23 protein-coding genes and 1 other annotated feature are annotated in these 26383 nt (G+C 38.4%); of the genes, 18 read left to right on the top strand and 5 right to left on the bottom strand.

Features of this window, described 5'->3' with window-relative positions:
* Position 1 precedes the first annotated feature (1 nt).
* The 5 genes from hemB (at position 2) to ysxE (ending at position 6372) form a co-directional block, all read left to right on the top strand.
* Positions 2-982: a porphobilinogen synthase gene (gene hemB, locus LRP81_RS01485; protein ID WP_230499452.1), complete on the top strand. Its 981-nt coding sequence runs from the start codon at positions 2-4 to the stop codon at positions 980-982.
* A gap of 96 nt (positions 983-1078) precedes the next feature.
* Positions 1079-2377 carry a glutamate-1-semialdehyde 2,1-aminomutase gene (hemL, locus tag LRP81_RS01480; protein ID WP_230499451.1) on the top strand — a complete coding sequence of 433 codons (1299 nt, stop codon included), beginning with the start codon at positions 1079-1081 and terminating at the stop codon, positions 2375-2377.
* 435 nt (positions 2378-2812) lie between these two features.
* Positions 2813-3388 carry a nucleotidyltransferase family protein gene (locus LRP81_RS01475; protein ID WP_230499450.1) on the top strand — a complete coding sequence of 192 codons (576 nt, stop codon included), beginning with the start codon at positions 2813-2815 and terminating at the stop codon, positions 3386-3388.
* 585 nt (positions 3389-3973) lie between these two features.
* A complete protein-coding gene (spoVID, locus tag LRP81_RS01470; protein WP_230499449.1) occupies positions 3974-5242 on the top strand; it encodes a stage VI sporulation protein D in 1269 nt (422 codons plus the stop codon).
* Positions 5243-5334: 92 nt separating this feature from the next.
* Positions 5335-6372: a spore coat protein YsxE gene (gene ysxE, locus LRP81_RS01465; RefSeq protein ID WP_230499448.1), complete on the top strand. Its 1038-nt coding sequence runs from the start codon at positions 5335-5337 to the stop codon at positions 6370-6372.
* Between the two features lie 181 nt (positions 6373-6553).
* On the opposite strand, the gene LRP81_RS01460 is transcribed toward ysxE, so the two are convergent.
* Positions 6554-6742, bottom strand: a complete 189-nt coding sequence (locus tag LRP81_RS01460; RefSeq protein ID WP_082892102.1) for a hypothetical protein — start codon at positions 6740-6742, stop codon at positions 6554-6556.
* Between the two features lie 182 nt (positions 6743-6924).
* Positions 6925-7162 (top strand) — a binding site (T-box leader).
* A 95-nt stretch (positions 7163-7257) separates the two neighbouring features.
* On the opposite strand from LRP81_RS01460, the gene LRP81_RS01455 reads away from it, so the two are divergent.
* The gene (locus LRP81_RS01455; protein ID WP_230499447.1) at positions 7258-9906 is read left to right on the top strand and encodes a valine--tRNA ligase; all 2649 of its coding nucleotides are present in this window, start codon (positions 7258-7260) and stop codon (positions 9904-9906) included.
* A gap of 4 nt (positions 9907-9910) precedes the next feature.
* On the opposite strand, the gene LRP81_RS01450 is transcribed toward LRP81_RS01455, so the two are convergent.
* Genes LRP81_RS01450 through LRP81_RS01435 form a run of 4 tightly spaced genes read right to left on the bottom strand, consistent with a single transcriptional unit; the run spans position 9911 to position 13173 of the window.
* Positions 9911-10075, bottom strand: coding sequence for a hypothetical protein (locus tag LRP81_RS01450; protein ID WP_230499446.1), 165 nt, complete (start codon positions 10073-10075; stop codon positions 9911-9913).
* A complete protein-coding gene (locus LRP81_RS01445) occupies positions 10068-11402 on the bottom strand; it encodes a bifunctional folylpolyglutamate synthase/dihydrofolate synthase (protein WP_230499445.1) in 1335 nt (444 codons plus the stop codon). Before LRP81_RS01445 ends, LRP81_RS01450 begins: the two co-directional genes overlap by 8 nt.
* Positions 11399-12274 carry an ATP-grasp domain-containing protein gene (locus LRP81_RS01440; RefSeq protein WP_230499444.1) on the bottom strand — a complete coding sequence of 292 codons (876 nt, stop codon included), beginning with the start codon at positions 12272-12274 and terminating at the stop codon, positions 11399-11401. Before LRP81_RS01440 ends, LRP81_RS01445 begins: the two co-directional genes overlap by 4 nt.
* Entirely contained in the window at positions 12271-13173 is a 903-nt protein-coding gene (locus tag LRP81_RS01435; protein ID WP_230499443.1) for an ATP-grasp domain-containing protein, read from the bottom strand. The genes LRP81_RS01440 and LRP81_RS01435 overlap by 4 nt, the downstream gene beginning before the upstream one ends.
* A 114-nt stretch (positions 13174-13287) precedes the next feature.
* On the opposite strand from LRP81_RS01435, the gene LRP81_RS01430 reads away from it, so the two are divergent.
* From LRP81_RS01430 to LRP81_RS01375, 12 genes are all read left to right on the top strand, one after another.
* On the top strand, positions 13288-14559 hold the full coding sequence (locus tag LRP81_RS01430; protein ID WP_230499442.1) for a bifunctional folylpolyglutamate synthase/dihydrofolate synthase: 1272 nt from the start codon (positions 13288-13290) through the stop codon (positions 14557-14559).
* 287 nt (positions 14560-14846) lie between these two features.
* Positions 14847-16568, top strand: coding sequence for a sensor domain-containing diguanylate cyclase (locus tag LRP81_RS01425; RefSeq protein ID WP_230499441.1), 1722 nt, complete (start codon positions 14847-14849; stop codon positions 16566-16568).
* 254 nt (positions 16569-16822) lie between these two features.
* Positions 16823-17137: a hypothetical protein gene (locus tag LRP81_RS01420; protein WP_230499440.1), complete on the top strand. Its 315-nt coding sequence runs from the start codon at positions 16823-16825 to the stop codon at positions 17135-17137.
* Between the two features lie 122 nt (positions 17138-17259).
* Entirely contained in the window at positions 17260-18741 is a 1482-nt protein-coding gene (locus LRP81_RS01415; protein WP_230499439.1) for a VanW family protein, read from the top strand.
* Positions 18742-18765: 24 nt separating this feature from the next.
* On the top strand, positions 18766-20433 hold the full coding sequence (locus LRP81_RS01410; protein WP_230499438.1) for a GspE/PulE family protein: 1668 nt from the start codon (positions 18766-18768) through the stop codon (positions 20431-20433).
* A 9-nt stretch (positions 20434-20442) separates the two neighbouring features.
* The gene (locus LRP81_RS01405; RefSeq protein ID WP_230499437.1) at positions 20443-21489 is read left to right on the top strand and encodes a type IV pilus twitching motility protein PilT; all 1047 of its coding nucleotides are present in this window, start codon (positions 20443-20445) and stop codon (positions 21487-21489) included.
* Positions 21482-22690, top strand: a complete 1209-nt coding sequence (locus tag LRP81_RS01400; RefSeq protein WP_230499436.1) for a type II secretion system F family protein — start codon at positions 21482-21484, stop codon at positions 22688-22690. The genes LRP81_RS01405 and LRP81_RS01400 overlap by 8 nt, the downstream gene beginning before the upstream one ends.
* 95 nt (positions 22691-22785) lie before the next feature.
* Entirely contained in the window at positions 22786-23235 is a 450-nt protein-coding gene (locus LRP81_RS01395; RefSeq protein WP_399206784.1) for a type II secretion system protein, read from the top strand.
* Complete coding sequence (locus LRP81_RS01390) at positions 23236-23979, top strand: prepilin peptidase (protein WP_230499435.1); 744 nt, start codon at positions 23236-23238, stop codon at positions 23977-23979.
* Positions 23980-24008: 29 nt separating this feature from the next.
* Positions 24009-24992 (top strand): type IV pilus biogenesis protein PilM, encoded by a 984-nt coding sequence (gene pilM / locus LRP81_RS01385; RefSeq protein ID WP_230499434.1) that lies wholly within the window; start codon positions 24009-24011, stop codon positions 24990-24992.
* A complete protein-coding gene (locus tag LRP81_RS01380; RefSeq protein WP_230499433.1) occupies positions 24992-25603 on the top strand; it encodes a hypothetical protein in 612 nt (203 codons plus the stop codon). Before pilM ends, LRP81_RS01380 begins: the two co-directional genes overlap by 1 nt.
* The gene (locus tag LRP81_RS01375) at positions 25600-26313 is read left to right on the top strand and encodes a pilus assembly protein PilO (protein ID WP_230499432.1); all 714 of its coding nucleotides are present in this window, start codon (positions 25600-25602) and stop codon (positions 26311-26313) included. The genes LRP81_RS01380 and LRP81_RS01375 overlap by 4 nt, the downstream gene beginning before the upstream one ends.
* Positions 26314-26383 lie beyond the last annotated feature (70 nt).

Raw genomic sequence — 26383 nt, 5'->3', positions numbered from 1 at the left:
AATGAAAGACTTACAATTTGCCCGTCATCGTAGACTAAGAAACTCAGCAAGTATGCGCTCATTAGTGCGTGAAATCCATTTACACAAAGAAGATCTTATCTATCCTATTTTTGTGGTAGAAGGAGAAAATATAAAAAATGAAGTACCATCTATGCCTGGTGTCTACCATTTATCTTTAGATCTATTAAAAGAAGAGATGGCAGAAGTATCAGATCTAGGGATAAAATCTGTTATTGTTTTTGGTGTGCCAAAAGAGAAAGATGAAGTAGGGACTCAAGCCTACCATGAACACGGAATTGTACAACAAGCAATTTCCTTAATAAAAGAGAACTTCCCTGAACTTGTAGTCATTGCGGACACATGTCTTTGCCAATACACATCCCATGGACATTGTGGAATTGTAGAAGAAGGGAATATACTAAATGATCCAACACTAGATCTACTTGCACGTACTGCTGTAAGTCAGGCTCGTGCTGGTGCGGATGTTATCGCACCATCCAACATGATGGACGGATTTGTTGCAGCTATCAGAGAAGGACTTGATGCGAATGGATTTGAAGACGTACCGATTATGTCATATGCAGTCAAATATTCTTCTGCATTTTACGGCCCTTTTCGAGATGCTGTCCACAGTTCACCACAATTTGGTGATAGAAAAACTTATCAAATGGATCCAGCTAATCGCCAGGAAGCGATTCGTGAAGCTGAATCCGATGTGATGGAAGGTGCGGATTTCCTAATCGTAAAACCTGCACTTGCTTACCTTGACATTATCCGTGACGTGAAAAACAACTTCAATATACCGGTAGTTGCTTATAATGTAAGCGGAGAGTATTCCATGATTAAGGCAGCTGCTTTAAATGGCTGGATAAACGAAAGAGAAACAGTAATGGAGAAGATGATCGGTATGAAACGTGCCGGAACAGATTTGATAATCACTTATTATGCCAAAGACGTTGCCCGTTGGTTGAATGAAGAGTAAATTTATTGAGTTTTACAAAGAGACACGGTAAATGGACCACTTGTAGATGTCAAAAATAACAGTAATGTTCTTTAAATTTAGAAAGGGTGAAGTGGAATGAGAAGCTTTGAAAAATCTAAACAAGCATTTGCAGAAGCATCTAAACTAATGCCGGGCGGGGTTAATAGCCCCGTTCGTGCCTTTAAATCCGTAGACATGGATCCAATATTCATGGAGAGGGGAAAAGGTTCCAAAATCTATGACATCGATGGTAATGAATACATAGATTATGTTCTTTCCTGGGGACCGCTTATTCACGGCCATTCGAATGATAGAGTAGTCGAAGCAATTAAGAAAGTAACAGAATCTGGAACAAGCTTTGGCGCTCCAACACTTATTGAGAACGAACTTGCAAAATTGGTTATTGAACGCGTCCCTTCAATTGAAGTTGTAAGGATGGTTAGCTCCGGAACAGAGGCTACGATGAGTGCTCTTCGTTTAGCGCGCGGATACACAGGTAGAAACAAAATTGTAAAGTTTGAAGGCTGCTATCACGGTCATGGGGATTCATTGTTGATTAAAGCTGGATCTGGTGTGGCGACACTAGGTTTACCTGACAGTCCTGGAGTGCCGGAAGGAGTTGCGCAAAATACTATAACGGTCCCATACAATGATTTAGAAAGCATAAAAGTTGCTTTCCGTGAATTTGGTGAAGATATCGCCGGAGTTATCGTGGAGCCTGTTGCCGGTAACATGGGTGTAGTCCCACCACTACCTGGATTTTTAGAAGGTTTACGTGATATTACTACTGAATACGGTTCAGTATTAATTTTTGATGAAGTCATGACGGGATTCCGTGTCGATTATCATTGCGCACAAGGATACTACGGGATAACACCTGATTTAACCTGTCTAGGGAAAGTAATAGGAGGAGGTCTACCGGTCGGTGCCTACGGTGGAAAAGCAGAAATTATGGCCCAAGTTGCCCCGAGCGGTCCTATCTATCAGGCGGGAACATTATCAGGGAACCCACTTGCAATGACGGCAGGATATGAAACATTATCTCAATTGACACCAGAAACGTATAAAGCATTTGCAAAGAAGGCAGATCGTTTAGAAGAGGGAATTAACGCCTTAGGCGAAAAGTACAACGTGCCTGTAACAGTAAACCGTGCGGGTTCGATGATTGGCTTCTTCTTCAACGATGAGAAAGTAGTAAACTATGATATAGCTAAATCATCAGACTTAGGCTACTTTGCACTATTCTTCCGTGAAATGGCAAATAATGGCGTGTTCTTACCACCTTCCCAATTTGAAGGCTTGTTCCTATCTACAGCACATAGTGATGAAGATATCGAGAATACGTTAGAAGCAATTGAAAAATCGTTTGCTGCTATAAAGGTTAATCAATCGTAATAAAGATAACCGTCCAGGATGTGAGCATCCAGGGCGGTTTATTTGTTACTTATATTGCTCGAATTGTGTTGGTAATGATGGTGAGATATTGAATTTGATGGGTAGGATTTATAGCTGGGAGTTTGGGATTTACTAAAGTTACTATCAGATTTAATCTTGCTCATTCTGGATGCAAGTGGAAAATTACTTTGACCCCGTTTTGGCACGAACTCGCCACATTTTAGCCCGCACACAAAATTCTAAGATCGTGAATCCTATAAGGTGCCAGGTGGAAATCATGAAGCAGCCCCCTTTCTAATCAAAACATAGGTAATATGCTCTTTTTAATAAATTTGTAGTTTTCAGTTTGGGAATTTTAATGGAATATTCCCCCTTCAACTTTGATGTGTTAAAATGGGAATATATGTTCGTGAGTTGGAAGGGGGATACTTTAAAATGTTAACGAATAAAGAAGATGTAATAAAGATTCTCCAGAGCGATGAAAGGATGATGGAAATTATAAAGGCTGCAAGTTCATTGAATTTACCTGATTGGTGGATATGTGCAGGTTTTGTACGTTCTAAAATCTGGGATACATTACATGGGTTTCATGAAAGAACTGAGACCCCAGATGTCGATGTTATCTATTTTGATAACACAAACATTGATGAGAATTTTGAAAAGGAATTAGAGAATAAGTTGATAAGAATAATGCCTAATATACCTTGGTCTGTTAAAAATGAAGCAAGAATGCACATCATTAATAATTTTTCCCCTTATAGTTCTTCGGAAGATGCTATTTCAAAGTTTCCAGAAACTGCAACTGCTCTAGGAGTAAAGCTAGACAAGGATAATCATTTAGTTCTCACTTCTCCTTGTGGAATAGATGATGTCATTAATTTAGAATTGAAACCGACTCCCTACTTTTTAGAAACAAAAGAACTTGCTGCAATATATGAGGAGCGGATTATAAAAAAGAATTGGAAGACTATTTGGCATAAAATTAAAGTCCATCACATAATAAATAACTGATTGCGGAAAATGCCATTTCATTTGATGAAATGGCAGTGTGTAGACAAAGGTACATTTTTATTTAAATCCATGCAATTCCCTTGTTGATCGTAGTGGAAGACGCGCAGACTCCTCGAAAATGCTGACACATTTTCTTCGTGCGATGAATGGCTGCCGAAGCCTTCCTTGTCCTGCGGGAGGAAGGGACATGGGAAACCCCACAGGGCGCAGCCCGAGGAGGTTCCCGGACCGCCCGCGGAAAGCGAAGCGTCTGCAACGAAGATCAACAGTTAAATACAAATCTAAAAATAATTTGGGTTTGTCAACAGTCTGCCATTTCATTTGATGAAATGGTTTTTAAAAATTTACAGTGGGGTGTTTTAGTTCTGTCAACCACTGAGCAAAATTGATTTATCCGTTCCTTCTCTTCAATTATTAAAAGAAGCCACCCCAATACTTGTCCTTTCCCATATATCTATCCTCGTCCCACGTTCAAATATACCCACATACGCTCTTTTTTCTCATTTCATTCATATTCCTATCTCTCCGTTCATACATCTTTATTGATATAGTAAATATTTTTAGGTTTGAAAGGAGGAACCCCCTTTGTCTTCAGAACAGCAATCGTGCTTGCGATTTTCAGTAGAAGAATCTATATGGTTTCAAAAGGGACAGGAAGTATCTGAGCTCATTTCCATCGCTTTAGATCCAGACATACAGATTTATGAGCAAGACCAATATGTTTCCATTCGGGGAGCTTTAGTATTAACGGGGGAATACCAATTAAATTTAGGTGAGGATAATGAGGAAGAAGAATACCAGCCACAGGCCAGGATTGTACAGGAAGTGGAAGAGAGGGAAGATGGGGTCTGCTCCTTGCAACACCGTTTTCCGGTAGATATAACCATTCCAAAAAACAGAATTCAGAGTTTAGATGATATCTATGTAGCTATTGAATCATTTGATTACAATATTCCAGAGCGTGGCTGCTTGCACCTAGATGCGGAACTTTCCATTTCTGGCATTTATGGTCATCAACAAAGTACTCACCCTTGGGAGGTACAAGAAGAGTCTTACGAGATCGAAGCGAACAGGGATAACGAGCACGAATATGAAGTAGAGCCAAATCGTGATCATGAGGCTGAATATGAAGTTGTGCCGAACTCGGATCATGATGAAGTTTATGGGGTAGTTTCTAACAGTGATCATGGTGAAGTTTATGAAGTGGAACCAAATCAAGATCATGAAGAGGTCTTTGAAAATCAGTATCAGAATACAGATGAACAAGAGTATGAACCGATGTATCGTAGCTCTCAATCAGATAATGAATTTGAAGAAGATACTTATCAGTATTATACAGAGGACGACAAAGAAGAGATACTGAACCAACATGAAATAGATGAAAGTGATCCTGATGATAATTATAACGACGGAAACTATGTTCCATTTAATGTGGAAGCTAGAAAAACTCCGGAAGAGGAGGAGGCACCTTATAATCCTACCGATTATTTGTATCAGGATAATGAGGATGCCTATTCTTCCCTCTATTCCCTTCAATCGAATCAATATCAGTCAGAAAAAAGAACTGGTAATCATGCAGTTGCAGAATTCGAAGAGGAGGAATATGCAGAATATCAGGAGGAGAGAGACGAAAATAATCTATCCTTAACCAAGATTTTTGCAGAAGATGATGGTCAGGAATTTACAAAACTAAAGATTTGTATAGTGCAACAAGGGGAGTCTATGGATCATATTGCTGAGAGGTATGACGTAAGCATACAACAGCTGATAAGGGTTAATAGATTGTCAACAGACGACCATATTAATGAAGGACAGCTGCTATATATTCCGGTAAAAGCTTCCTCAAAAAGCTAAGTTCCAGCTTTTGGAATTTATGTGAGGGAGGGAAACCTTTCTCACTTCTTTTAAGTTGGTTGACTATTAAAAGAGGAAAGTGAGTTTTCGATATGCAGACGAATGTGCATGGCATCGAAGAATTAATCTATCAATATGGAATGATTCCAGAATTTATCGAACAGCATGGGGGAGTATGGAGGGTTGCCACAAAAAATGGTGCATTTGCATTGAAAAAAATAAAAAAGGAAAGTGCATATCCTTTGTTCCGTAATATTCATTCTCTCTTTCAACGCGGTATTAAAACGGTGGTACCTATTTATCAAACAAGACAGGGGTATTATTTTATAGAGTCAATGAATGATGCTTATTATCTGATGCCTTGGATTGAGGATGAGGAAGAGCGGGAAGTGGATTATAAAGACAGTTTAATGTTTAAGGAACTTGCCAAATTGCATAGTATGACCGTTTCTGAAAAAGAATATCCTGAAGAAGAAATAACGAACTATTACAATAATCTTTCCAGAAATTGGACGAAAGAAGAACAAGAATTAGAAAGATTTGTAGATTCATGTGAGAAAAAGCTTTATATGTCCCCTTTTGAACTACAGGTGTGTACTTATGCACATGAAATATCACTTGCGCAAAAATTTTCCCAAAAAAAATTGGAAGACTGGCAAGAAGCCGTGAAAGAAACAAAAAAACATCGGGTTGCGATGACGCACGGAAGAATTTCCTTTCACCACTTTGTAAAAGATACTGATGGTAGAGGCTATTTTATTAGTTGGGAAAGGGCAAAGCAGGCGGCACCTGCTAATGACATTATTAGTTTTTATCAGCGTTACTTAAAAACATATCCTATTTTTTGTGATGATTGTATAGATTGGTTTTATGATTACCAAAAAGGATTCAGCCTGCAAGATTACGAAAAAGACCTCACTTTAAGTTACCTATCCCATCCTGCCTCGTTTATGCAGGCAGTTAATCAGTACCAACAGCCTAAAAATATGAGGGGTCGCTTCCACTCTGAACGTGAGTTAGTAAAGAAAATTCAGGATGGCTACTGGATGGCGAAAAACATCGAGTATGTTGCAGGTAGAATACATCAAATCGAAGAACAGAAGAAAAATAAAGAGACCCAAACCAGTTAACCTGGAATGGGTCTCTTTATTGCTTCAAATATTACTGCTAGCTTATCATGCTAATTTTTCAAGAAGGAGACTCTCCGCATCGTTTTTATATCATTAAACATGGAAGGAAAAGTATTCAGTGTAAGTGAAATATTCGGATATAGGCAATAAAAAAAGACCGGGCGGGTTTGCCCGGCTTTTCTTATATCCATTCCAAGTGAAAACAAATTGCAATGACAATACATATGGCTAAAATCAAAACATCAAACGTTGTTGGTAGAAAAATGGTGCGAATTCCTTGAAATACACAGATGGGAATTATAAACTGCGCACATACACCCCGAACTTGTCTAAGCCAAGGTGGCAAGGAATAGGGATTGTATTTCCGCATAGTTTGTACCTCCTTTAACGTACAAGTTTTGAAGCGTATATAACCAAGATATGAGCCTATTTAGAAATTAGTGCCCAAAATTGCACAAATAATAAATTTTATGCATAAGTTAATAAAAAGTTGGAGATGCTTATTGACTATTAGTACTTCTATTATGTAACATAGAAAGATAATAATATGATTTAAATACATGGACAGGGAAGAGTACAATGCCAGGCCCCTTAAGAGAGAGAAACCATATGCTGAAAGGTTTCTTAGGAAAGCTGGATTGGAAGGTCGCCCTTGAGTAGTTTCAATGAAAATGTTTAGTAGTTGAAACCGGTGAAAAGCCGTTATCCGATTAGAGTGTACAGGGGAAGTCTCATTATTTCCCTGTGAAAAAAGGTGGTACCGCGAAACTTAACTCCTTTCGTCCTTTTATTGGATGAAGGGAGTTTTTTGTTGGCTTGTTTCGGTTTATTCTCAACAACAAACCGAAACAATGCCATTTCTTAAAAGAACAGGAGGAAAGTATTATGGAAACGAATGAAGTAAATCTCCCTACAAAATATGACCCGCAAACGATAGAGAAAAACCGTTATCAATATTGGCAGGATGGTCGTTTTTTTGAAGCGACAAATGATCAGGAGAAATCACCTTACACGATTGTAATTCCACCACCAAATGTAACGGGTAAATTACACCTTGGTCATGCATGGGATACCACGTTACAAGATATCATCACACGTATGAAGCGTATGCAGGGATTTGATGTTTTATGGCTACCAGGAATGGATCATGCCGGAATTGCTACACAGGCTAAAGTAGACGAGAAGCTACGTAACCAAGGAATTTCACGTTATGATCTAGGTCGCGAAAAGTTTATGGAAGAAGCTTGGAAATGGAAAGATGAATATGCCAAGCATATCCGAACGCAGTGGTCTAAACTTGGTCTTGGCTTGGATTATAGCCGCGAACGATTCACATTAGATGAAGGACTTTCCAAGGCAGTTCGTGAAGTATTTGTAAAACTATATAAAAAAGGACTTATTTATCGCGGAGAGTATATTATTAACTGGGATCCAGCTACGAAAACAGCTCTTTCAGATATTGAGGTTATTTACCAGGATGTACAAGGGGCGTTCTATCATATGAGATATCCATTATCTGATGGATCTGGACATATTGAAATTGCCACAACACGTCCAGAAACGATGCTTGGTGATACCGCAGTCGCAGTTCATCCTGAAGATGAGCGCTATAAGCATTTAATTGGAAAAATGGTGACATTACCAATTACTGGCCGTGAGATTCCAATTGTGGCTGATGACTATGTGGATATGGAATTCGGTTCTGGTGCAGTTAAAATAACATCAGCACATGACCCGAATGATTTCGAAATTGGGAACCGACATAACTTGGGGCGAATACTCGTTATGAATGAAGATGGTAGCATGAACGAAAAGGCTGGTAAATACGAAGGGCTAGATCGTTTTGAATGCCGGAAACAACTTGTAAAAGATTTGCAGGAAGAAGGTGTTCTTTTCAAGATAGAAGACCACCTACATTCTGTTGGACACAGTGAGCGCAGTGGTGCAGTAGTTGAGCCTTACCTTTCTACACAATGGTTTGTAAAAATGCAACCACTTGCTGACAAAGCGATTGAGCTGCAATCAAACGAAGATAAAGTTAATTTCGTTCCAAACCGTTTTGAGAATACTTATTTGCGCTGGATGGAAAATATTCGAGATTGGTGTATTTCCCGTCAACTTTGGTGGGGACATCGTATTCCAGCTTGGTATCATAAAGAAACTGGGGAAATTCATGTAGATCATGAACCACCTACAGATATCGAAAACTGGGAGCAAGATACAGATGTATTGGATACTTGGTTTAGTTCAGCGTTATGGCCGTTCTCAACAATGGGCTGGCCTGAGACCGAATCATTGGATTATCAACGTTATTACCCAACCGCTTGTTTAGTTACTGGTTATGATATCATTTTCTTCTGGGTATCTCGTATGATTTTCCAAGGTCTTGAATTCACTGGGGAACGCCCGTTCAATGACGTATTGATCCACGGACTAGTTCGTGATGAGCAAGGTCGAAAAATGAGTAAATCCCTTGGTAATGGTGTTGATCCAATGGAGGTTATCGAGAAGTACGGCGCAGATTCCTTGCGTTATTTCTTATCTACTGGAAGTTCACCTGGTCAAGACCTTCGTTTCAGTTATGAAAAAGTCGAATCTACTTGGAATTTCGCCAATAAGATCTGGAATGCCTCCCGTTTTGCTTTAATGAATATGGGTGATATGAAATTTCAAGAAATCGATTTAAGTGGCAAAAAGTCTGTGGCTGACAAGTGGATCTTAACTCGTTTAAACGAAACAATCGAGACAGTAACAAAACTTGCTGAGAAATACGAGTTTGGGGAAGTAGGGCGTGCGCTATACAACTTCATCTGGGATGATTTCTGTGACTGGTATATTGAAATGGCTAAGCTACCACTTTATGGTGAAGATGAAGCAGCTAAAAAGACAACTCGTTCCATTTTAGCTTATGTGCTTGATAACACGATGCGATTATTGCATCCATTCATGCCATTTATTACAGAAGAAATATGGCAGCAGCTTCCTCATGAAGGAGAGTCTATTACAGTTGCGAAATGGCCAGAGGTGAAGAGCGAGCTTACAGATAAAGATGCAGCTGCTGATATGCGTTTATTAGTGGACATCATTCGCAGTGTCCGTAATGTACGTGCAGAAGTGAACACGCCAATGAGCAAGCAAGTTAAACTGCTTGTAAAAACGAAAACTACTGACATTGCTGAAAAACTAGAAGTAAACCGTTCTTATCTTGAACGCTTCTGTAACCCGAGTGACCTGCTAATAGGTATAGATGTATCATTGGGAGACGGAGAAAAAGCAATGACAGCTGTTGTAACTGGGGCGGAGTTAATCCTGCCATTACAGGGTCTTATTAACATTGATGAAGAGATTGCACGTTTGAATAAAGAGCTTGCCAAGCTTAATAAAGAAGTTGATCGTGTACAGAAAAAGCTATCTAATCAAGGTTTCATCATAAAAGCTCCTGAAAATGTAATAGAAGAAGAAAAAGCAAAAGAAAAAGATTATGTGGAAAAACGCAACGCTGTGAAGGCTCGTATCGAAGAATTAAAAGGGTAATAAGTCATAGCTTTGCTAATAAAAAATGGTAGCTGAGATTAGTCACGATCTCTGCTACCATTTTTAATTGTGTTATCCAAGAAATTTTCGGTAATGATGCAATTCTCACAAACAACTTATCAAAAAACCACATTGAATGATGAAACCCTACCCATTCTAACTTACCCAATATCCATTAACGAATCCTTCCAAATTTCCTTTGCGCTTCCTATCATAGATTGAGTGCCGACAATAAAGATTGTGGTTGCTTTTTCTTGCATCACCAAATCTATCGCTTTAGATAGCAGTTTTGTTTCTTGGGCAGCTGCATGATATTTTCTTGCTACTTCCAAAGCATCTTTTGGAAAGTTTTTGTGGGAATGTTCAGGTGTAGTTACCACCAATATGTGAGAAAACTTGCTGCAAACTTGAATGACACCTTCGTAATCTTTATTTTCAGGAACCGCAATAATGGTTGCTACTTTTTTAGAATCCACTAGCGGCAACATTTCTTTTATATATTCTGCAGAAACTCGATTAATTGTACCATCTAAAATAATGTATGGATCTTTTGAGATAACTTCTAATCTACCTGGCCACTTTAAACTTTCTAGGGACTCTTGAATTACGTTAACAGGAATAGCAGATTTAACAATTGTTTCACATGCTTGGATCGCTAGAGCAGCATTTTCTGTTTGAAAAGATCCTAACAGTGGGAGGAAAAGATTTTCATAGTTACTTTTACTCATCAGACAATCAAAGTAGCTTCCTGACAAATCCGATCTTAGTAGACTTGGGATAAAGTCTGCTCCATAATAGGAGGCCTCAATACTAAGCTTACTTTTTATGTAGGTCATGACATCATTCGTTTGCTTCCCGATTATCACATGATCTGTCATGCTTTTTACGATCCCAGTCTTATGGGAGACAATATCATAAATAGTATTTCCAAGATACCCGACATGTTCTTCCATCACTTTTGAAATAATTGCCCATTTGTTTTCTAGAACATTCGTATCGTCATAAGTTCCACCTCGACCAATTTCAATGACATTAATATCTGTTTGCTCTTCTTTAAAATGAGCAAGTGCAATGGATAAAAGGATACCGGTTGGTCCAAGATAATGTTTTGGGTTTTCGATTCTACCTGTAATGTCGTCAATTGCTGGAGCATGGCTATTCATAAAGTATAAAAATTTTTCATCGGATATTGCTTTTCCATTAATCCTAATTCTCTCATTGTAATGAATGAGATGGGGGGAAGTGAACAAGCCAACTTTGTATCCTAAACGACGTAATATTGCAGCAATCATCCTAGATGTGGAACCTTTGCCTTTACTACCAGTTACCAGAATGGTCTTTTCTTTAGGTGGAAGTAAATTCAAAGTTTCCAGCAACTTTCTTGTTAAATGGGGAGCACGAGTAATCGCATCATTTTCTGCTATGTGATGCGGTTGCGCTCTAAGTAAAGAAGAGTAGAGATAAGGGATTGCCTCGTTCATCGTTTGGATTGTCATCTGATTCGCTCCCTTTCCAACTTGTCTAAAATAAACGATAAATAAAGCTGTACAATATTCACTTCACTTGTTTGGCACAATGTCCTACAGCCTACCACATCTTCTATTTCATTAAAAAGTAGATTATTTTCCTTATCAAACAAGAAATCGATGCCCGCAAGACCAAAATCAAAGAGCTTTGTGATTTGTGATACTAGCGCCTTTTCTCTCTCATTTAGGAAGTATGCGTCTGCACTTCCACCAAGTGAATAATTTGCTTTAAAGCTTTTATCGTTTTTTCTTAATACTGCTCCTACAATTTTATCACCCAGCACATAGACTCTAAGGTCTTTTCCAGGGGTACCAGCAAGAGGCTGAAGGATAAGCTCGTGCTCGTTTAAAGCATCTAGTACTTCTACTAATTCTTCTTGTTCATTCACCATAAAGACTTGTTCTCCGCCTCTTCCTGTGCGAGATTTTAAGATAAAAGGAAAGGGGATTGGTAGCGTATTGGTTTGTAAGTCTTTCGAATGGACAAAATGCGTCTCAAGCATTGGAATACCGTGTGGTGCAAGATATTGGTGCGTTGCTGCTTTATCGTTACAGATAGAAGAAACATGAAAGGGATTGAAGCAAGCAATGTTCATTTTTTCTAGCTGCATATTAAATAATGGATAAATATTTCGCATTATTACAAAGTCTGGAGTATTGCTCTTTATTCCATTGACAGATAAAAAGAGTCCTTTTGGCCCTGCACCAAAAGAAATATTGGATTGCAAAATGAAATCCAATGTTATATTTAGATTTTCTGCTTCTTGAAGAAACCAATCGATGAATGCAGCATTCTTGCTAGCATGTTCCTCTTCGTAAACCAGCCAGCCCCGCTTTTTCATTTCAAATGCTCCTTGTACTTTTGTAAGATGTGCGGAACAATATAGCTGGCTACATTGATCCCTGTGCAATCAAAAATATTTTTGATATGTGCATTGGAGTTAATTTCACAAACAAGTGGTGACCCATCTTCTGAAAACAGGAGATCCACTCCTGCGAAATCAGCACCGACCAGTTGGCTACTTTTTATCGCAAGTTCTATTTCTTCTTCAGAAGGATCGTACGTCAACATCTCTCCTCCATTGCTCACGTTTGCCCTGAAATCTGTTGAAGAAATACGCATCATAGACGCAACTACTTCATTTCCGACTACATTCAACCGAATGTCTTTTCCTTTGCTAGACGCTATAAATTCCTGAAGAAGAAAAGGCCGGTTACCAAGCTCATTTATTTTTTGTAGAAGATCTCCCATACTGTGTATCAAATATACTTGCATTCCAAAAGACCCGTAAGCTTCTTTTAAGACAAGCGGGAAACCTAGAGCTTTTGCTGCTTGGTGAAAAGGTGTATAATCCTGATGTTGATGAAACACAAATGGGGCCAAAATCGTTTTAGGCATTGGAATCCCATGAGCAGCCAACACTTGGAAGGTAAGTGATTTATTGTCACAAGTTTCAATGCAATTTGCATTATTGTAGACAGGAATCCCCATTGATTCGAATTGTTTAGCAAGAAGCACATCTTTATCAAGGAAAATAACAAAATGGGGAAGCTCTGGTTCTGAGTATCCTACTAACGTCGGTCCTGTGTCGGAGCAAGTAGGAAGTAGATGATTATTTTTCACTAACTTGGTGGTAATTGAGTATGACTTGGCGACTGTATCAATCCAGCTTGCCAACTCGATGAATTTTTCTTCCGATAAATTTCCATTATATATAATCCAGGCTTGATAATCTGCCATCTTTTCCTCCATAATAAATATCAAAATTTGTCTATATGTATCGCTATGAATGTTACTATTCACTATATTAACCTAAAAGGCACAAATCGAATATACCTGAGTAAAGGAGAAAACATGTTTAAATCGTGGAAAGAAGTGCAAGCTGTTACGGATGTACCTATAAAAAATGAAATCAACTTAGGGCTGGACCGATTGGAGATGTTTTTAGCCAATTTAGGTAACCCACAAGATAAATTAAAGGCAATTCATATTGGTGGAACAAATGGAAAAGGATCCACCTTACGTTTATTAGAGAGTGTGTTGCGAGAAGAGGAAATGAACGTGGGAGTTTTCCATTCTCCTGCCTATCAATATATCAATGACCAGATTTCAGTGAATGGTGTAATGATCTCTGATGAAGAGATGATGGAAATGATAAAAGTATTTTATGCTCATGGCTTGGAAGAGGCTGAATTAACAGAATTTGAATTGCACACAGCAATGGCATTTTATTATTTTGCTGAAATAAAAAAGGTAGACTTTGCGCTTGTGGAGGTAGGACTAGGTGGGCGTGAAGACTCAACCAATATCCTCCTTCCGATACTTTCTATTATTACGAATATCGGCTATGATCATCTAGGTTTTTTAGGAGATACTTTGGAGAAAATCGCATACCATAAAGCTGGCATCATTAAAGTATCTATTCCTGTCATTTCTGGTGTGATTCAGGACGAAGCAAAAAAAGTAATTGAGCAGGAAGCACAAGAAAAATATGCAAAATGCATGTTTATAAATGATGATTTTACTTATTACTTAGATGATGTGCAACAGGAGGAATTCTCCTTTCGTTCACAGGATATAGATATTCCTCACATACGTATCCCATTTCAAGGCAGTCATCAAGTTGCTAATGCAAGTCTTGCAATAATGGCTTATCTTACACTCGCAGAAATGGGATATGTAAAAAGAAAAGACAAAAATTTATTAAGTGCTTTTAGGAAAGCTAGGCATCCAGGAAGATTAGAAATAGTTAATGAAAATCCATTAATTGTTCTGGATGGAGCACATAATGCAGAAGCTGTAGATGCGTTAGTAACTTTTATTAAACGTAAGTTCAGTGAAAAAAACGTGTACATAGTATTTAGTGCGCTAGTGGATAAACCAGTCGAATCGATGATTCATCAGTTGGAGGAGGTTGCAACAGAAATGATTTTCACTTCTTTCGATTTTAACAGGGCAGCAAAAGCAGAAGATCTTTTTCAAGTATGTAGCCATCCCAAGAAGGTAGTTGAAGAAGACTGGGAAATCGCCATAAAACAATTATTACCAAGGCTAAATGAGGATTCTGTGCTTCTCATCACAGGTTCTCTGTACTTTATTTCCGAAATTAGGACTTATCTCTTATAGGAATGCATATTAAAATTAGGGATAATTATCCTATTTTTCTTGTGACAAATGTTAGAAAATTTGATAATATTTAATTATTGTGAATGCACGTGATAATAAATGACGGCTGTTATCGAAAATTTTGTTTTTTTGCACCACTTTTAAAAATTGTTACCATCTTATTTTCCTTCATTTAGTATCAAGAAAAGGACAAGTCTTCAAGTGAAAAAGTTGAAGGTCCAGAAGCGGACTTTTTAAAAGAGCTTTATAGAATAAGGAAGGGAGAGGTTAATTTGGTCGTACAAGCAGTGAGTCGCCAAAAGGAATTGGTGATTTGGGCATGCTTTTTTACACTAGTTCCCATATTTTTGTGTCTGGGTTATCGGCTTTCTCCTGTTACATTAAATGAATTGCCTCTCTGGCATATATTTGGCTTTGCTGTTTTGGCTATCATTCTGGCATTTATCCCAATAGTGGTAGGGGATGTACATCTATTTTTAACGCAAGGTGTGTCTTTGGCAGTACTATTATCTTTTGGTCTTTTCATCGAAATGATCATTACCCTCATTTCTGTAATTGCACTTTTAATCTTCATACGTGTTAATAAGGAAACTAGGTTGAGAATTCCCATTAATATGTTAATGTTTTCAGGGATTTCTCTCATTGCAGGTTTTGTGTTTTTATCACTCGGTGGAGAGATTGGAAATATTAAGCTATGGAATATTGGGGTCATTACTCCGATCCTTGCGCATGAGCTGGTGTATTTTACATTAAACCAAGTTAGTCTATATTTTATTCAAGTATCCATTTACAAAAGGAAAAGTAAATTCATCACATCTGATACGAAATGGGATGGTGTAACAAGCCTTGTCGTATTACCTGTGGGTCTTATCTTATACACCCTGTATGAACAGGTGGGGCCAATAGCGCTTCTTTATGTAGGACTGCCTTTTATTATCCTAACTTTAATTCTTAAACTATATCACTCTAGTCAAAAGGTAAATGGTCACCTTCAACAGGCAGCAGATGTCGGTCATCAGCTAACCGAACGACTTTATACAAAAGGAGTATTAGATATTTTTATTGAAAAGGTATCAACTCTATTTAAAGTGGATTATGCTGCCATCATTGATGTTAATGCCGAAAATACCATGAAAATTCTGCGAGTAATTGATAAAAATCAAATAATAAAGGTCAATACCCTGCTAAAGCTTGAACAGGAGGAATTGCTTGCATACGTATTGAATCGTGGAAAGAGTGTATGTTATCGCAATAAAAAAGAATGGTTATATGTGGAGAAAACCCATTTACCCTCAACGATCCAAAGCCTAATGTGTGTCCCTGTTATCCGAAACCATAAAATTGAGGGTCTAGTATTATTAGCAAGCTCATCAAAACGTACCTATGATAAATCGCAATTAATGATTTTGGATATTCTTTGTTCTTATTTTGGAGTTGCAATGGAAAAAGCCCGCCACTATCAAGAAACAAAAAACAAAAGTGAGCGCTGTGCCTTGACGAAACTTTATAATTACCGCTTCTTTGAAGGTCTTCTTGAAGAGGAATACAATAAGCTTAATAGTGGTCATTCTACTTCGCTTTCCTTGATAATGCTGGATTTGGATCATTTTAAAAAGATCAATGATCTCTATGGACATCAAAGTGGAAATGAGATCCTCACCCAAGTGGCGGAGAGGTTGACAACCCTTGTAGGAAATAAAGGGACAGTAGCAAGATATGGTGGGGAAGAGTTTGTTATTTTACTACCAAATATAGAACGGAATCAATGCTTCGAGCTTGCAGAAAGAATTCGCGTACATATTGCTACAAGGTCCTTCCCTCTTAAACAACATATCCGGGATACACCAGGAGCGCAACTTGTAAAAGTAACCGCAAGTATCGGATTTGCCACTGCGCCAGATGACGCAGAAGATACGTTAGATCTTATTCGACACGCTGACCGTGCTATGTATGTTGGGGCAAAACAAGCTGGGCGTAACAAAGTGGCAGAATACCGAAAGACTTCCTAATTAGAAAATGGAAAGGCGATAGGAACCGGACACTGCTATTCCATTTTAAGTTATCTATAAAGACAGTTTTTTAAGATGAAAAGGCTCCCGTCAGAGTGACGGGAGCTTTCAGTGGTTGATGTAAGTGGAATAATTTCCAATAATTTGTTAGCTTCTTGCAATCTACTATTTCCAATTAACTAGGTTTATTATACAATAAATATAGTTTCTTACATTCTACAAAATCAGAGAAACAGAGAGAAAGTGGTGAGAAATTGGGGAATTATGTATTTGCCGGACTGGCATTTCTTTTACTATTATTACTATGTTTTTTAGTACCGATAAAATTTTCGAAAGTGGGGAAATGGTTCATACCCGCAATCTCCTTTTTAGTAAGCATCCTTGGGATCTATATTAACCAAATACATACTTGGTGGCACAGTTTATTGGCAATGGCACTTCTCCTGCTGCTTACCGCAATTCTACTACAAAGACTTCCTTTGTTTAAATCTTCAACAGAAACCAATCATCAAAACCATGATTTAAATCATCAATTATTTGAAACAAATAAAGAAGAGAATCCATATTGAAAAGTTCATCGGGGACTTTTTAACAAATTTAGATAGTTCTGAAATTGTATTTGTTTGATTTGGGGCTAAATGGAAAGCATGCGTTTAAGAACACGATAAGGCTACTTTATGGAGGGTTAGTAATGCAAAGTCTAAAACTTTTGGCTGCTCTGCTGGTATGTACAGTATTTATATTTGGACTTTCTAAGGTGGGGGTACTTGTTACCAATCAATGGCTACCACATACTAACTCCTTTTCGGAATCCACATTGATTGCCAATGAAGAAGTGAGTAACACCTCCAAACAAGCTGCTTTGGAGAAAATAGAAGATGCTAAAAATCAATGGCTAATAAATGGAACCATTTATTTGGAATGGGCTGGCCAACTCCAACCATTACCTAAAGAAGCATTTGCCTATAACATATTAGAATCTGTGGAGTATGCAGAGGATGGATCTCAGAATCCTTTGAAAGTGGAACTTGCCCATGGAACATTGTTGGAACAGATTGAGGAGATTACTCAAAATAGCGATGTTTTTGCAAGTATGGATACAGATAAACTCAAAAGTGATTTGGAAACGGTAGCTTCTTTGTTAAAAGAAGGGGACCACACTTTTTCTTTTAGTGATTATTTAGTAGAAGGAAATACAATTGCAGAAACAGATATTCAAAAACGGATTAATTTGTTAGGTGGGACTGCAGGAGCCGAGTTAAACGTACTTAACGGGAAGGAAATCCAGCTAAACCCTCAACATACATTCTCTTTGGATATGTGGCTTGCGGATGAGGAAATTACCCTCGCAGATGAATCAGCTAGTATATTGGCATCCCTTTTTTATGAAGTTATAGCTCCAACTAATTTTACAATAGTGGAAAGACATATTTCGAAAGAACTACCATCATGGGCTACAGAAGGCTATGAGGCAAGATTTCAAAAAGACAAAATGGACTTTGTTTTTACGAACCCTAACAATGGTAGATTTACGATTCAACTTTCGGTCGATTCTACCTCTATGACAGCAAACCTAAATGGTGGAGAATTGCCGTATACGTATGAAGTTAAGCAAGTGGAGAAAAAAGCGTTATTACCGAAAAAGGTTATCCAATATTCCGCGACATTAGCAACCAATCAAACTCGAGTGAAAGAAACCGGTAGGAATGGCAGCTATATACAATTGGTGAGAACAGCACTTGACTCTTCTGGTAAAGCTGTAGAAACCAGTGTCTATAGTGAGGACTATTACGCTCCAATACAACGTGTAGAACTCCATAGTCTGACTAAACCAGTTGTTGCAACAGATACAAATAATGACGGTACAAACACAGGTGCCAACAATAATCCTAATACAAACCCTGGCACTAATACAGGAACAAATAATGGAACTAACAATAATAACACAGGCACAAATAACAATAATACTGGTAACAATAACAATACAAATACAGGGACGAATACAGGAAATAACTCTGGTAACACAAATAATAATTCTAACTCTGGAAATTCCACAGGTAACCCAAATACCAATACAGGAAACAATAATACGTCCAATCCTGGTACTTCAAATGGTGATGACAAAAAAGAAGATAATGATTCAGGAAAAGGTTCCGGTGCTGAGGGAAAATAAGTGTTAAAAAAGGATGATCACAACATGGTACAAATTAGAAAAAGACTTGGTGACCTGCTTGTAGATGCCGGGATCATCACAGAAAGTCAGCTTCAAAGTGCCTTAAAGGAAAAGACAAGGGAACAAAAAATTGGAGATGTGCTTTTGCAGCGAGGATATATTACAGAGCAGCAGCTTATTGAAGTACTGGAGTTCCAGCTCGGTATTCCACATGTAAGTCTTTACCGATATCCATTAGATGAAAAGCTTATTCATTTAATTTCAAAGGATTTTGCGAAACGGAACCTTATCATTCCTCTGAAAAAAGAACAGGACAAGCTATTTGTTGCGATGGCTGATCCAATGGACTTCTTTGCAATGGATGACCTGCGCTTATCTACTGGATTTGAAATAGAGCCGATTATCGCGACAAAAGATGACATCCTTCGTGCTATCAACAAGTACTATGAAACAACAGATTCGATGGATGAGCTGTTGAATGGATTTGAATCAAGACTGGAGCAAAACGTACAAGAGGAAAGCATTACAGAAGATGATTCTCCTATTGTTAAGATAGTCAATCAACTATTGCAAAATGCTGTTCAACAGCGAGCAAGTGACATCCATATTGATCCACAAGAAACGAAAGTAGTTGTTAGATTTCGGATTGATGGTGTACTAAGAATGGAACGTACGCTGCCTAAACATACCCAAAACGTCCTAATAGCAAGAATAAAAATATTAGGGAAAATGGATATCACCGAGCATCGCATTCCACAAGATGGCCGAATCAAAACAAATATAGATTTTCACCCTGTGGATGTACGTGTATCTACTTTGCCAACCGTATTTGGTGAAAAGATCGTCTTGCGTATTCTTGATATGAGCAGTGCGCTAAATGATATAAACCAGCTCGGTTTTAATGAGAAAAATTATAATCGTATGATGGATCTTATCCACCGACCTACTGGAATTATTCTCATAACAGGTCCGACAGGTTCAGGGAAATCATCCACATTATATGCTACTTTGAACCACCTAAACAGTGAAGAAGTAAATATTATTACAGTGGAAGATCCTGTGGAATATCAGCTGGAAGGAATCAATCAAATCCAGGTGAATACTAATGTCGGAATGAGCTTTGCAAAAGGGCTTCGTGCCATTCTCCGTCAGGATCCAAACATTATTATGGTAGGGGAAATCAGGGATAGAGAAACAGCAGAAGTGGCTATTCGTGCATCCTTAACCGGCCACTTAGTGTTAAGTACGCTCCATACGAACGATTCTATCAGTACGATTACGAGATTAATAGATATGAAGGTGGAACCTTTCCTTGTTGCCTCCTCCATTAATGGAATTATTGCTCAGCGACTTGTCCGAAAAGTATGCAGAGACTGTAGCGTGATGGAAGAACCGACTGTAAGAGAGGTAGAGATATTTGCCAAACGAGGTTTAACGGTGGAAAAGGTACCGAGAGGAAAAGGCTGTGGAACATGCAATATGACGGGCTATAAGGGTCGCCTTGCCATTCATGAGCTTCTTGTTATCAATGACCAAATGAAAAAGCACATTATGAACAATGAATCAGCTTCATCAATCCGTGATATGGCGAATGAGATGGATACTGTGTTTTTAATTGATGATGGCTTAGAAAAAGTAAGAAAAGGCTTGACGACAACAGAGGAAATCTTACGTGTCGCATTATTGGAGTAGGTGAGTAATTTGATTGAAAAAATGAATGATTGGCTATATGCTGCTTATGAATGCAAAGCTTCCGATATTCACCTTTCCGTTGGTGTAGCCCCTGTTTTTCGGATTAATGGAGAACTGAAGCGATACGGACAAGAATCATTAGCACCAGAAGATATGGAATCACTTGCTAAGCAAATGATTCCAGACTTCATGTGGGAGCGCTTTGAGGAAAAAGGGGAATTGGATTTTTCCTATAGTGTACCAGGAATTTCGCGCTTTCGTGTAAATGCCTATCGCCAAAGATCCTCTGTTGCGATTGCTATCCGTATAATTCCGACTAGAATTCCTTCATTGGAGGAATTGCAGCTGCCACAAGTGCTACAAACACTTGTGGATAAACCGCAAGGGCTCATTCTTGTAACAGGTCCGACTGGGAGTGGGAAATCGACAACGCTTGCATCCATGATTGATTTTATTAATAGAAAACAGAAAAAGCATATCATTACACTAGAAGATCCAATTGAATACTTGCACAAACATCATCACTGTATCATCGACCAGCGTGAAGTCGGTTTTGATACGAAGAGTTTTGCGACAGGTCTTAGAGCTTCATTAAGACAGGACCCTGATATTATTCTAGTTGGAGAGCTTCGAGATCTCGAGACCATTCAGACCGCTATAACTGCCGCTGAAACTGGCCACCTTGTCCTTGGAACACTACATACTACAAGCGCTCCGTCTACTATAGACCGGATTATTGACGTTTTCCCAGGACCACAACAAGCGCAAATCCGGGTTCAGCTTGCATCTGTGCTAGTATCAATTATCTCTCAGCGACTATTTCCAACTATTGACCGCCAAAGCAGGAAAGTCGCTACTGAAATTCTCGTCAATACGCCCGCAGTTGCGAATCTGATTAGAAACGAAAAGATTCATCAGATTCAAAATGTGATGCAAACAAGCCGTGCACAAGGTATGCATACGTTAGAAATGAGTATTAAACAACTTATCCAGCAGGGAGAAATTAGTAAGCTTTCTGCCGAGAGTTATATACAGGAGGCGTTGCAAAATGCCTAAATTTACCTACACCGGTAGAAGCACAGCAGGAAAACAATCTGGAAGCATCATTAGCAGCTCTCGCAGGGAAGCAATTGTGAAATTGAAGGAAAAAGGTATCCGTGTCATGAAGCTAGAAGTGGTACCAGAATCCATTTTCACAAAAGAAATTACAATTGGGAACCCCGTCAAGCTTCGTGATTTTGTCATTTTCCTTCGTCAATTTTCCACTCTCATTCGGGCAGGAATATCTGTGGTAGACGCAGCAAATGTCCTTGCACAACAAACGTCTAGTAAAGCATTGAAGCGTGTGCTTTTTGATATGGAGGAAGAAATGAAACAAGGAAACCCTCTCTCAGAAGCTGCCGCTAAGCATCCCAAGGTGTTTTCCACAATGTTTATCAACATGATTAAGGCAGGAGAAGCAAGTGGAGCACTAGATGATACATTAGACAGGCTTGCTACTCAATTTGAGAAACAACATGAAACAAAGCAAAAGATTGTATCTGCGTTAACATATCCAGCTGTTCTCGGAGTTATTGCCATCGGAGTGGTGATCTTCCTTTTAGTAGGTGTCGTTCCTACTTTTGTCGCGATGTTCAGTGACTTCGGTGCTGAGCTTCCACTAATTACCCGTTTTGTCCTCGGCGCAAGCGAGTGGATGCAGGGATATTGGTGGTTGCTCATATTGATTGGCCTTGGATTTGCTGTGGCGTTGATGGGAATGAAAACGCAAAAACAAACGAAATACTACATTGATTATGCTCTTTTACGAATGCCTATTTTCGGAACTCTATTACAGAAGGCAGTTATTGCAAAAATGACGAGAACGCTAAGTTCCTTGTTTTCCAGTTCTGTTCCCATATTGCAAGCAATCAGCATTGTAGAGAAAATTGTCGATAACGAAGTAATATCCCAAGTAATCTCAAAAAGTAAAATAGAACTAGAAAAAGGGGAATCCTTAACAGGACCAATGTCAGAACATTGGGCATTTCCACCTCTTGTCACACAAATGATTTCAATCGGCGAGAGCACAGGCTCCTTAGACACCATGCTAGAAAAAATTGCGGAATTCTACGAAAAAGAAGTAGACTATGCAACAGACCGATTAAAAAGTTTAATAGAGCCGTTAATGATTGTGGTGCTTGCAATAATAGTCGGGACTATAGTCGCATCTATTCTAGTTCCAATGTTCGATATTTTTAACCATATTCAGATGTAGAATGCTGTAAAATCATATTGTATTTTAAAACATAGTATAATAGAATTATAAATAGATTTAATTACTACTTATTTCCATTAAGGGAGGAAATTTACGTGTTACAAAAATGCAAAAACATGCTTCGGAACGAAAAAGGGCTAACACTGATTGAATTACTGGCTGTTGTAGTTATATTGGGAATTATTGCGGCGATTGCTATACCGAGTATTGGTGGGTTGATTGAAAATAGTAAGAAAGATGCGCAAGTTGCAAATGCTCAACAAATGATTAGTGCTGGTAAATTAGTCTTAGTAAATAGCCCTGATTTAGCTACTGATGGGAAAATTACTTTGAAAGAATTGATAGATAATAACTACATTGATGAGTTTTCTAATCCTCAAAAGGGAGAATATAATGAAGAAGGATCTTACTTAGTTATTTCAGAGGATAAAATATCTGGAGTAATACTACTTGCTTCTGTAGGGACAACAAACTATGGTATTTATGGTTCAGACACAACATCCCCAGTTGCAATTTCAGAATTAAATAGAAGTTCTGTAAAGTAAATGTATTACTTGATTTTTTTCTTAGCCCTCCTCCTAGGCTCCTTCTACAATGTAGTAGGTCTTAGGATACCCAAGGGTGAGTCTATTGTCGCACCGAGGTCGCACTGTATAAGTTGCAAAACTACATTGACGGGGCTAGATTTAGTCCCCGTCCTTTCATATGTATTTTTAAAAGGGAGATGTCGGCACTGTCAAAAGTCCGTGTCTCCTATTTATCCATTATTCGAGCTTTTAACAGCTGGGCTTTTCGTCCTTGCACCTTTTTTGATGGGATGGACTTATGAACTAGTAGTTGCATGGACATTGATTTCGATGCTTATTATCATTGTCATTTCTGATCTCCATTACATGCTCATACCAAATAAAATACTTTTATTCTTTTTTGCTCTATTTATTGTGGAACGAATATTCATTCCCTATCTATCAATAACTGGTCATTTACTAGGATTGGTCGTGGGCTTCCTGATTCCATTCCTGATTGCTGTTATCTCAAAGGGAGGTATGGGCGGAGGAGATGTGAAACTTTTTGCTGTTCTTGGCTTTGTGTTAGGCTGGGAGTTGGTTATCTTCACTTTCTTCCTATCGTCACTAATAGGAATGATTGCTGCAGTTATAGGGATGCTTTTTGGTAAAGTGAAGAAAGGAGTTCCATTTCCTTTTGGTCCTTCTATTGCACTTGCTGCCATTATTGTTTATTTTAAAGGGGAAGCGCTTTTACATTGGTATTTTTCCTTACTATACTAGAAATCTATCTTACATAAGGAGTTTCTTGGATGGAATTTTCATTTTTACAACCGAAGCAAAACAACTTCATAAATTTGATTATTAGAGACCATGTTATTAGAATGATAGAGTTAAAAAGTGTAAATCCTCTTGTCATTAAGCGCACAAATGAACGATTTTTGCCACCTAACATTATGCGAGATGGGAAAATTGTCGATGAAGATGTATTTCGTCTAATCTTTGAGGAATGTGTAGAAGACTGGGGATTAAAGCGTAAGCATGTTCGCTTTGTTGTGCCTGATCAGTACGTGGTGACGAGAAAGCTTACTATTCCTTCTAATGTTATGGATGATGAAATCATTGGTTACTTATACTTAGAACTTGGCTCAACCATTCACTTACCTTTTGAAGATCCAGTGTTTGATGTGCATGTCCTTCACCGTTCTGAAAAAACGGAACTTGTGTTGTTTGCTTCTCCAGAAGAGCATGTCACAATGCTCTCTTCCATCCTAGAAGATTTCAAGATGAAACCTGCTGCGGCTGATGTGTCCTCCCTATGCTTATATCGATTGTATTATGAGTTTGGTCAACGTAATGAGCAAGACCACTTGTTAATCATTCATTTTGATGTGAGCTGTATTACGTTAAGTATTTTTATGAATCATGTCCCAGTATTTATCCGAACCGTTGCGCTACCGCAAGATTTGAAAATCTGGGAGGTTTCCTTAGCTAATACTCAGTTAGAATGGGCAGGGGATATCGTTCAGTTCAATGTTTTTTTAGAAGATTTTACTACAGAAGTGGAACGGATTATGAACTTTTTCCGTTTTTCACTGAATCAAGGCAACGAAGAAGTAAATAGGGTGCTTATACATGGTGATCATCCGAACCTTCCGTTAATTTTATCTAAGTTAAAAGAGAAACTAGCGGTAAAGGTTGATAGCTTTGAGCAGGAAGTGTATACACAAGAACAAGAGGTTGTGGATCCCAACTATTATTATCCGCTCGGCCTGGCGCTAAAAGAGGTGCAATGATGTTAGTAAATATTGATCTATTACCTAAAAAAAGAGCTCGTAATATTACCGCTCCTCTTGTGTACGGCATTTGCGGTTTCTTTGTTTTGACTGTGTCAGTTGCCCTCTTTTATTTTTATCATCTAGTTAATAATGACGTTAAAACTGCTGAGCAAGAACTGGCAACAGTACAGGAATTACGATTTGCACAAGAAGCGGCATTGAACAATCCAGAAGGCGGATCTTCTTCTAAACGACTCCAAGATACAGTACTTTGGGCAGAGGAGTATCCACTTGAAATGGTTCCAATTATGCAGGACTTAATCCGCTTGCTTCCAGACCGAGGGTTCATTCAAAGATTCTCCTATGATGAAACAGGAATCTTAAACCTTTCAGTACAGTTTGATGAATCCAAAGATGCAGCGTACTTTTTGTACCATCTCAATGAATCACCACTATATCATTCTATTGAACTATCTTCCATAGCTACTGTTTCTATGGAGACTGAGACGACTACAGGCATCTTGCCACGTTATGTAGGACAGTACAATCTTGGTTTTGACAGGAGCAAATTCCAATCAAGTGAGGAAGCGGAAGAATCCGTAGAAGATGTTGGAGGTGAGGACGAATGAGGCTAGAACTTGAACGAAAACACTATCTCATCCTAGCTTCCTGTGTGCTTATCATGGTTTTAGGAATCACTACTTTTTATTTTTTATTTTATCAACCACAGGAGCTTAGAGTAGGGCAGCTCCAGCAGGAAATAGTAATAGAACAACGATTGATTCAAGCGTTGGAAGAGCAAAGTCAGCTTCAGGCATCTACTGGTGGGAATACGGTGGAACTTCAGCGGAAAATTCCAGTTACTCCTTTTGTTGAACAATTAATTTTGGAGTTGGATAAGGCAGAAGTGCTTTCTGATAGTAGAATTATTAACATGACTTTTGGGGATGAGACATTTACTCCTGCAACTTCCACTCTTGATGACTATGAAAATGGAAACTCAGATGAAACGGAAGAAAATGTGGAAGAAGTGACATATTTACCAGAAGGGTTAAAGAAAATTACAGTTAACCTTTCTGTGGAATCAGAAACATATGAGGATTTGACCAGTTTTCTTTCTTCCCTTGAAAATCTGACGCGTGTTACGCAAATAGAATCGGTCACTTTTACTGGTCAACCGGAAATTACCTCTACTGAACAAGAACTTGATACTTTGACATACTCTGTAACGATGTCGGCTTTTTATTATCCTGAGCTTGAAGATTTACTTGAGGACCTTCCGCCATTATCGGTTCCAGCACCTAGTAACAGAACCAATCCATTTATCGACACGAATTAATTATTTCCGTGGAAATGCTCGAAACATTGACAGCTCTAAGGAATGTGTCGGAAAAGAATTAGGACAAGAC

Origin of the sequence: Sutcliffiella rhizosphaerae (genome assembly GCF_917563925.1) — a bacterium.
Taxonomy (GTDB): Bacteria; Bacillota; Bacilli; order Bacillales; family Bacillaceae_I; genus Sutcliffiella_A; species Sutcliffiella_A rhizosphaerae.
The sequence above is the reverse complement of the archived record's forward strand: the minus strand, read 5'-3'. Positions and strand labels throughout refer to the sequence as shown.

Coding starts and splice junctions, on each gene's coding strand:
- hemB (WP_230499452.1), top strand. CDS start 2: ATGAAAGACTTACAATTTGCCCGTCATCGTAGACTAAGAAACTCAGCA.
- LRP81_RS01435 (WP_230499443.1), bottom strand. CDS start 13,173: ATGGCAGATTATCAAGCCTGGATTATATATAATGGAAATTTATCGGAA.
- LRP81_RS01440 (WP_230499444.1), bottom strand. CDS start 12,274: ATGAAAAAGCGGGGCTGGCTGGTTTACGAAGAGGAACATGCTAGCAAG.
- pilM (WP_230499434.1), top strand. CDS start 24,009: ATGGAATTTTCATTTTTACAACCGAAGCAAAACAACTTCATAAATTTG.
- LRP81_RS01390 (WP_230499435.1), top strand. CDS start 23,236: ATGTATTACTTGATTTTTTTCTTAGCCCTCCTCCTAGGCTCCTTCTAC.
- LRP81_RS01400 (WP_230499436.1), top strand. CDS start 21,482: ATGCCTAAATTTACCTACACCGGTAGAAGCACAGCAGGAAAACAATCT.
- LRP81_RS01380 (WP_230499433.1), top strand. CDS start 24,992: ATGTTAGTAAATATTGATCTATTACCTAAAAAAAGAGCTCGTAATATT.
- LRP81_RS01455 (WP_230499447.1), top strand. CDS start 7,258: ATGGAAACGAATGAAGTAAATCTCCCTACAAAATATGACCCGCAAACG.
- LRP81_RS01445 (WP_230499445.1), bottom strand. CDS start 11,402: ATGACAATCCAAACGATGAACGAGGCAATCCCTTATCTCTACTCTTCT.
- ysxE (WP_230499448.1), top strand. CDS start 5,335: ATGCAGACGAATGTGCATGGCATCGAAGAATTAATCTATCAATATGGA.
- LRP81_RS01430 (WP_230499442.1), top strand. CDS start 13,288: ATGTTTAAATCGTGGAAAGAAGTGCAAGCTGTTACGGATGTACCTATA.
- LRP81_RS01415 (WP_230499439.1), top strand. CDS start 17,260: ATGCAAAGTCTAAAACTTTTGGCTGCTCTGCTGGTATGTACAGTATTT.
- LRP81_RS01460 (WP_082892102.1), bottom strand. CDS start 6,742: ATGCGGAAATACAATCCCTATTCCTTGCCACCTTGGCTTAGACAAGTT.
- LRP81_RS01475 (WP_230499450.1), top strand. CDS start 2,813: ATGTTAACGAATAAAGAAGATGTAATAAAGATTCTCCAGAGCGATGAA.
- hemL (WP_230499451.1), top strand. CDS start 1,079: ATGAGAAGCTTTGAAAAATCTAAACAAGCATTTGCAGAAGCATCTAAA.
- LRP81_RS01375 (WP_230499432.1), top strand. CDS start 25,600: ATGAGGCTAGAACTTGAACGAAAACACTATCTCATCCTAGCTTCCTGT.
- LRP81_RS01410 (WP_230499438.1), top strand. CDS start 18,766: ATGGTACAAATTAGAAAAAGACTTGGTGACCTGCTTGTAGATGCCGGG.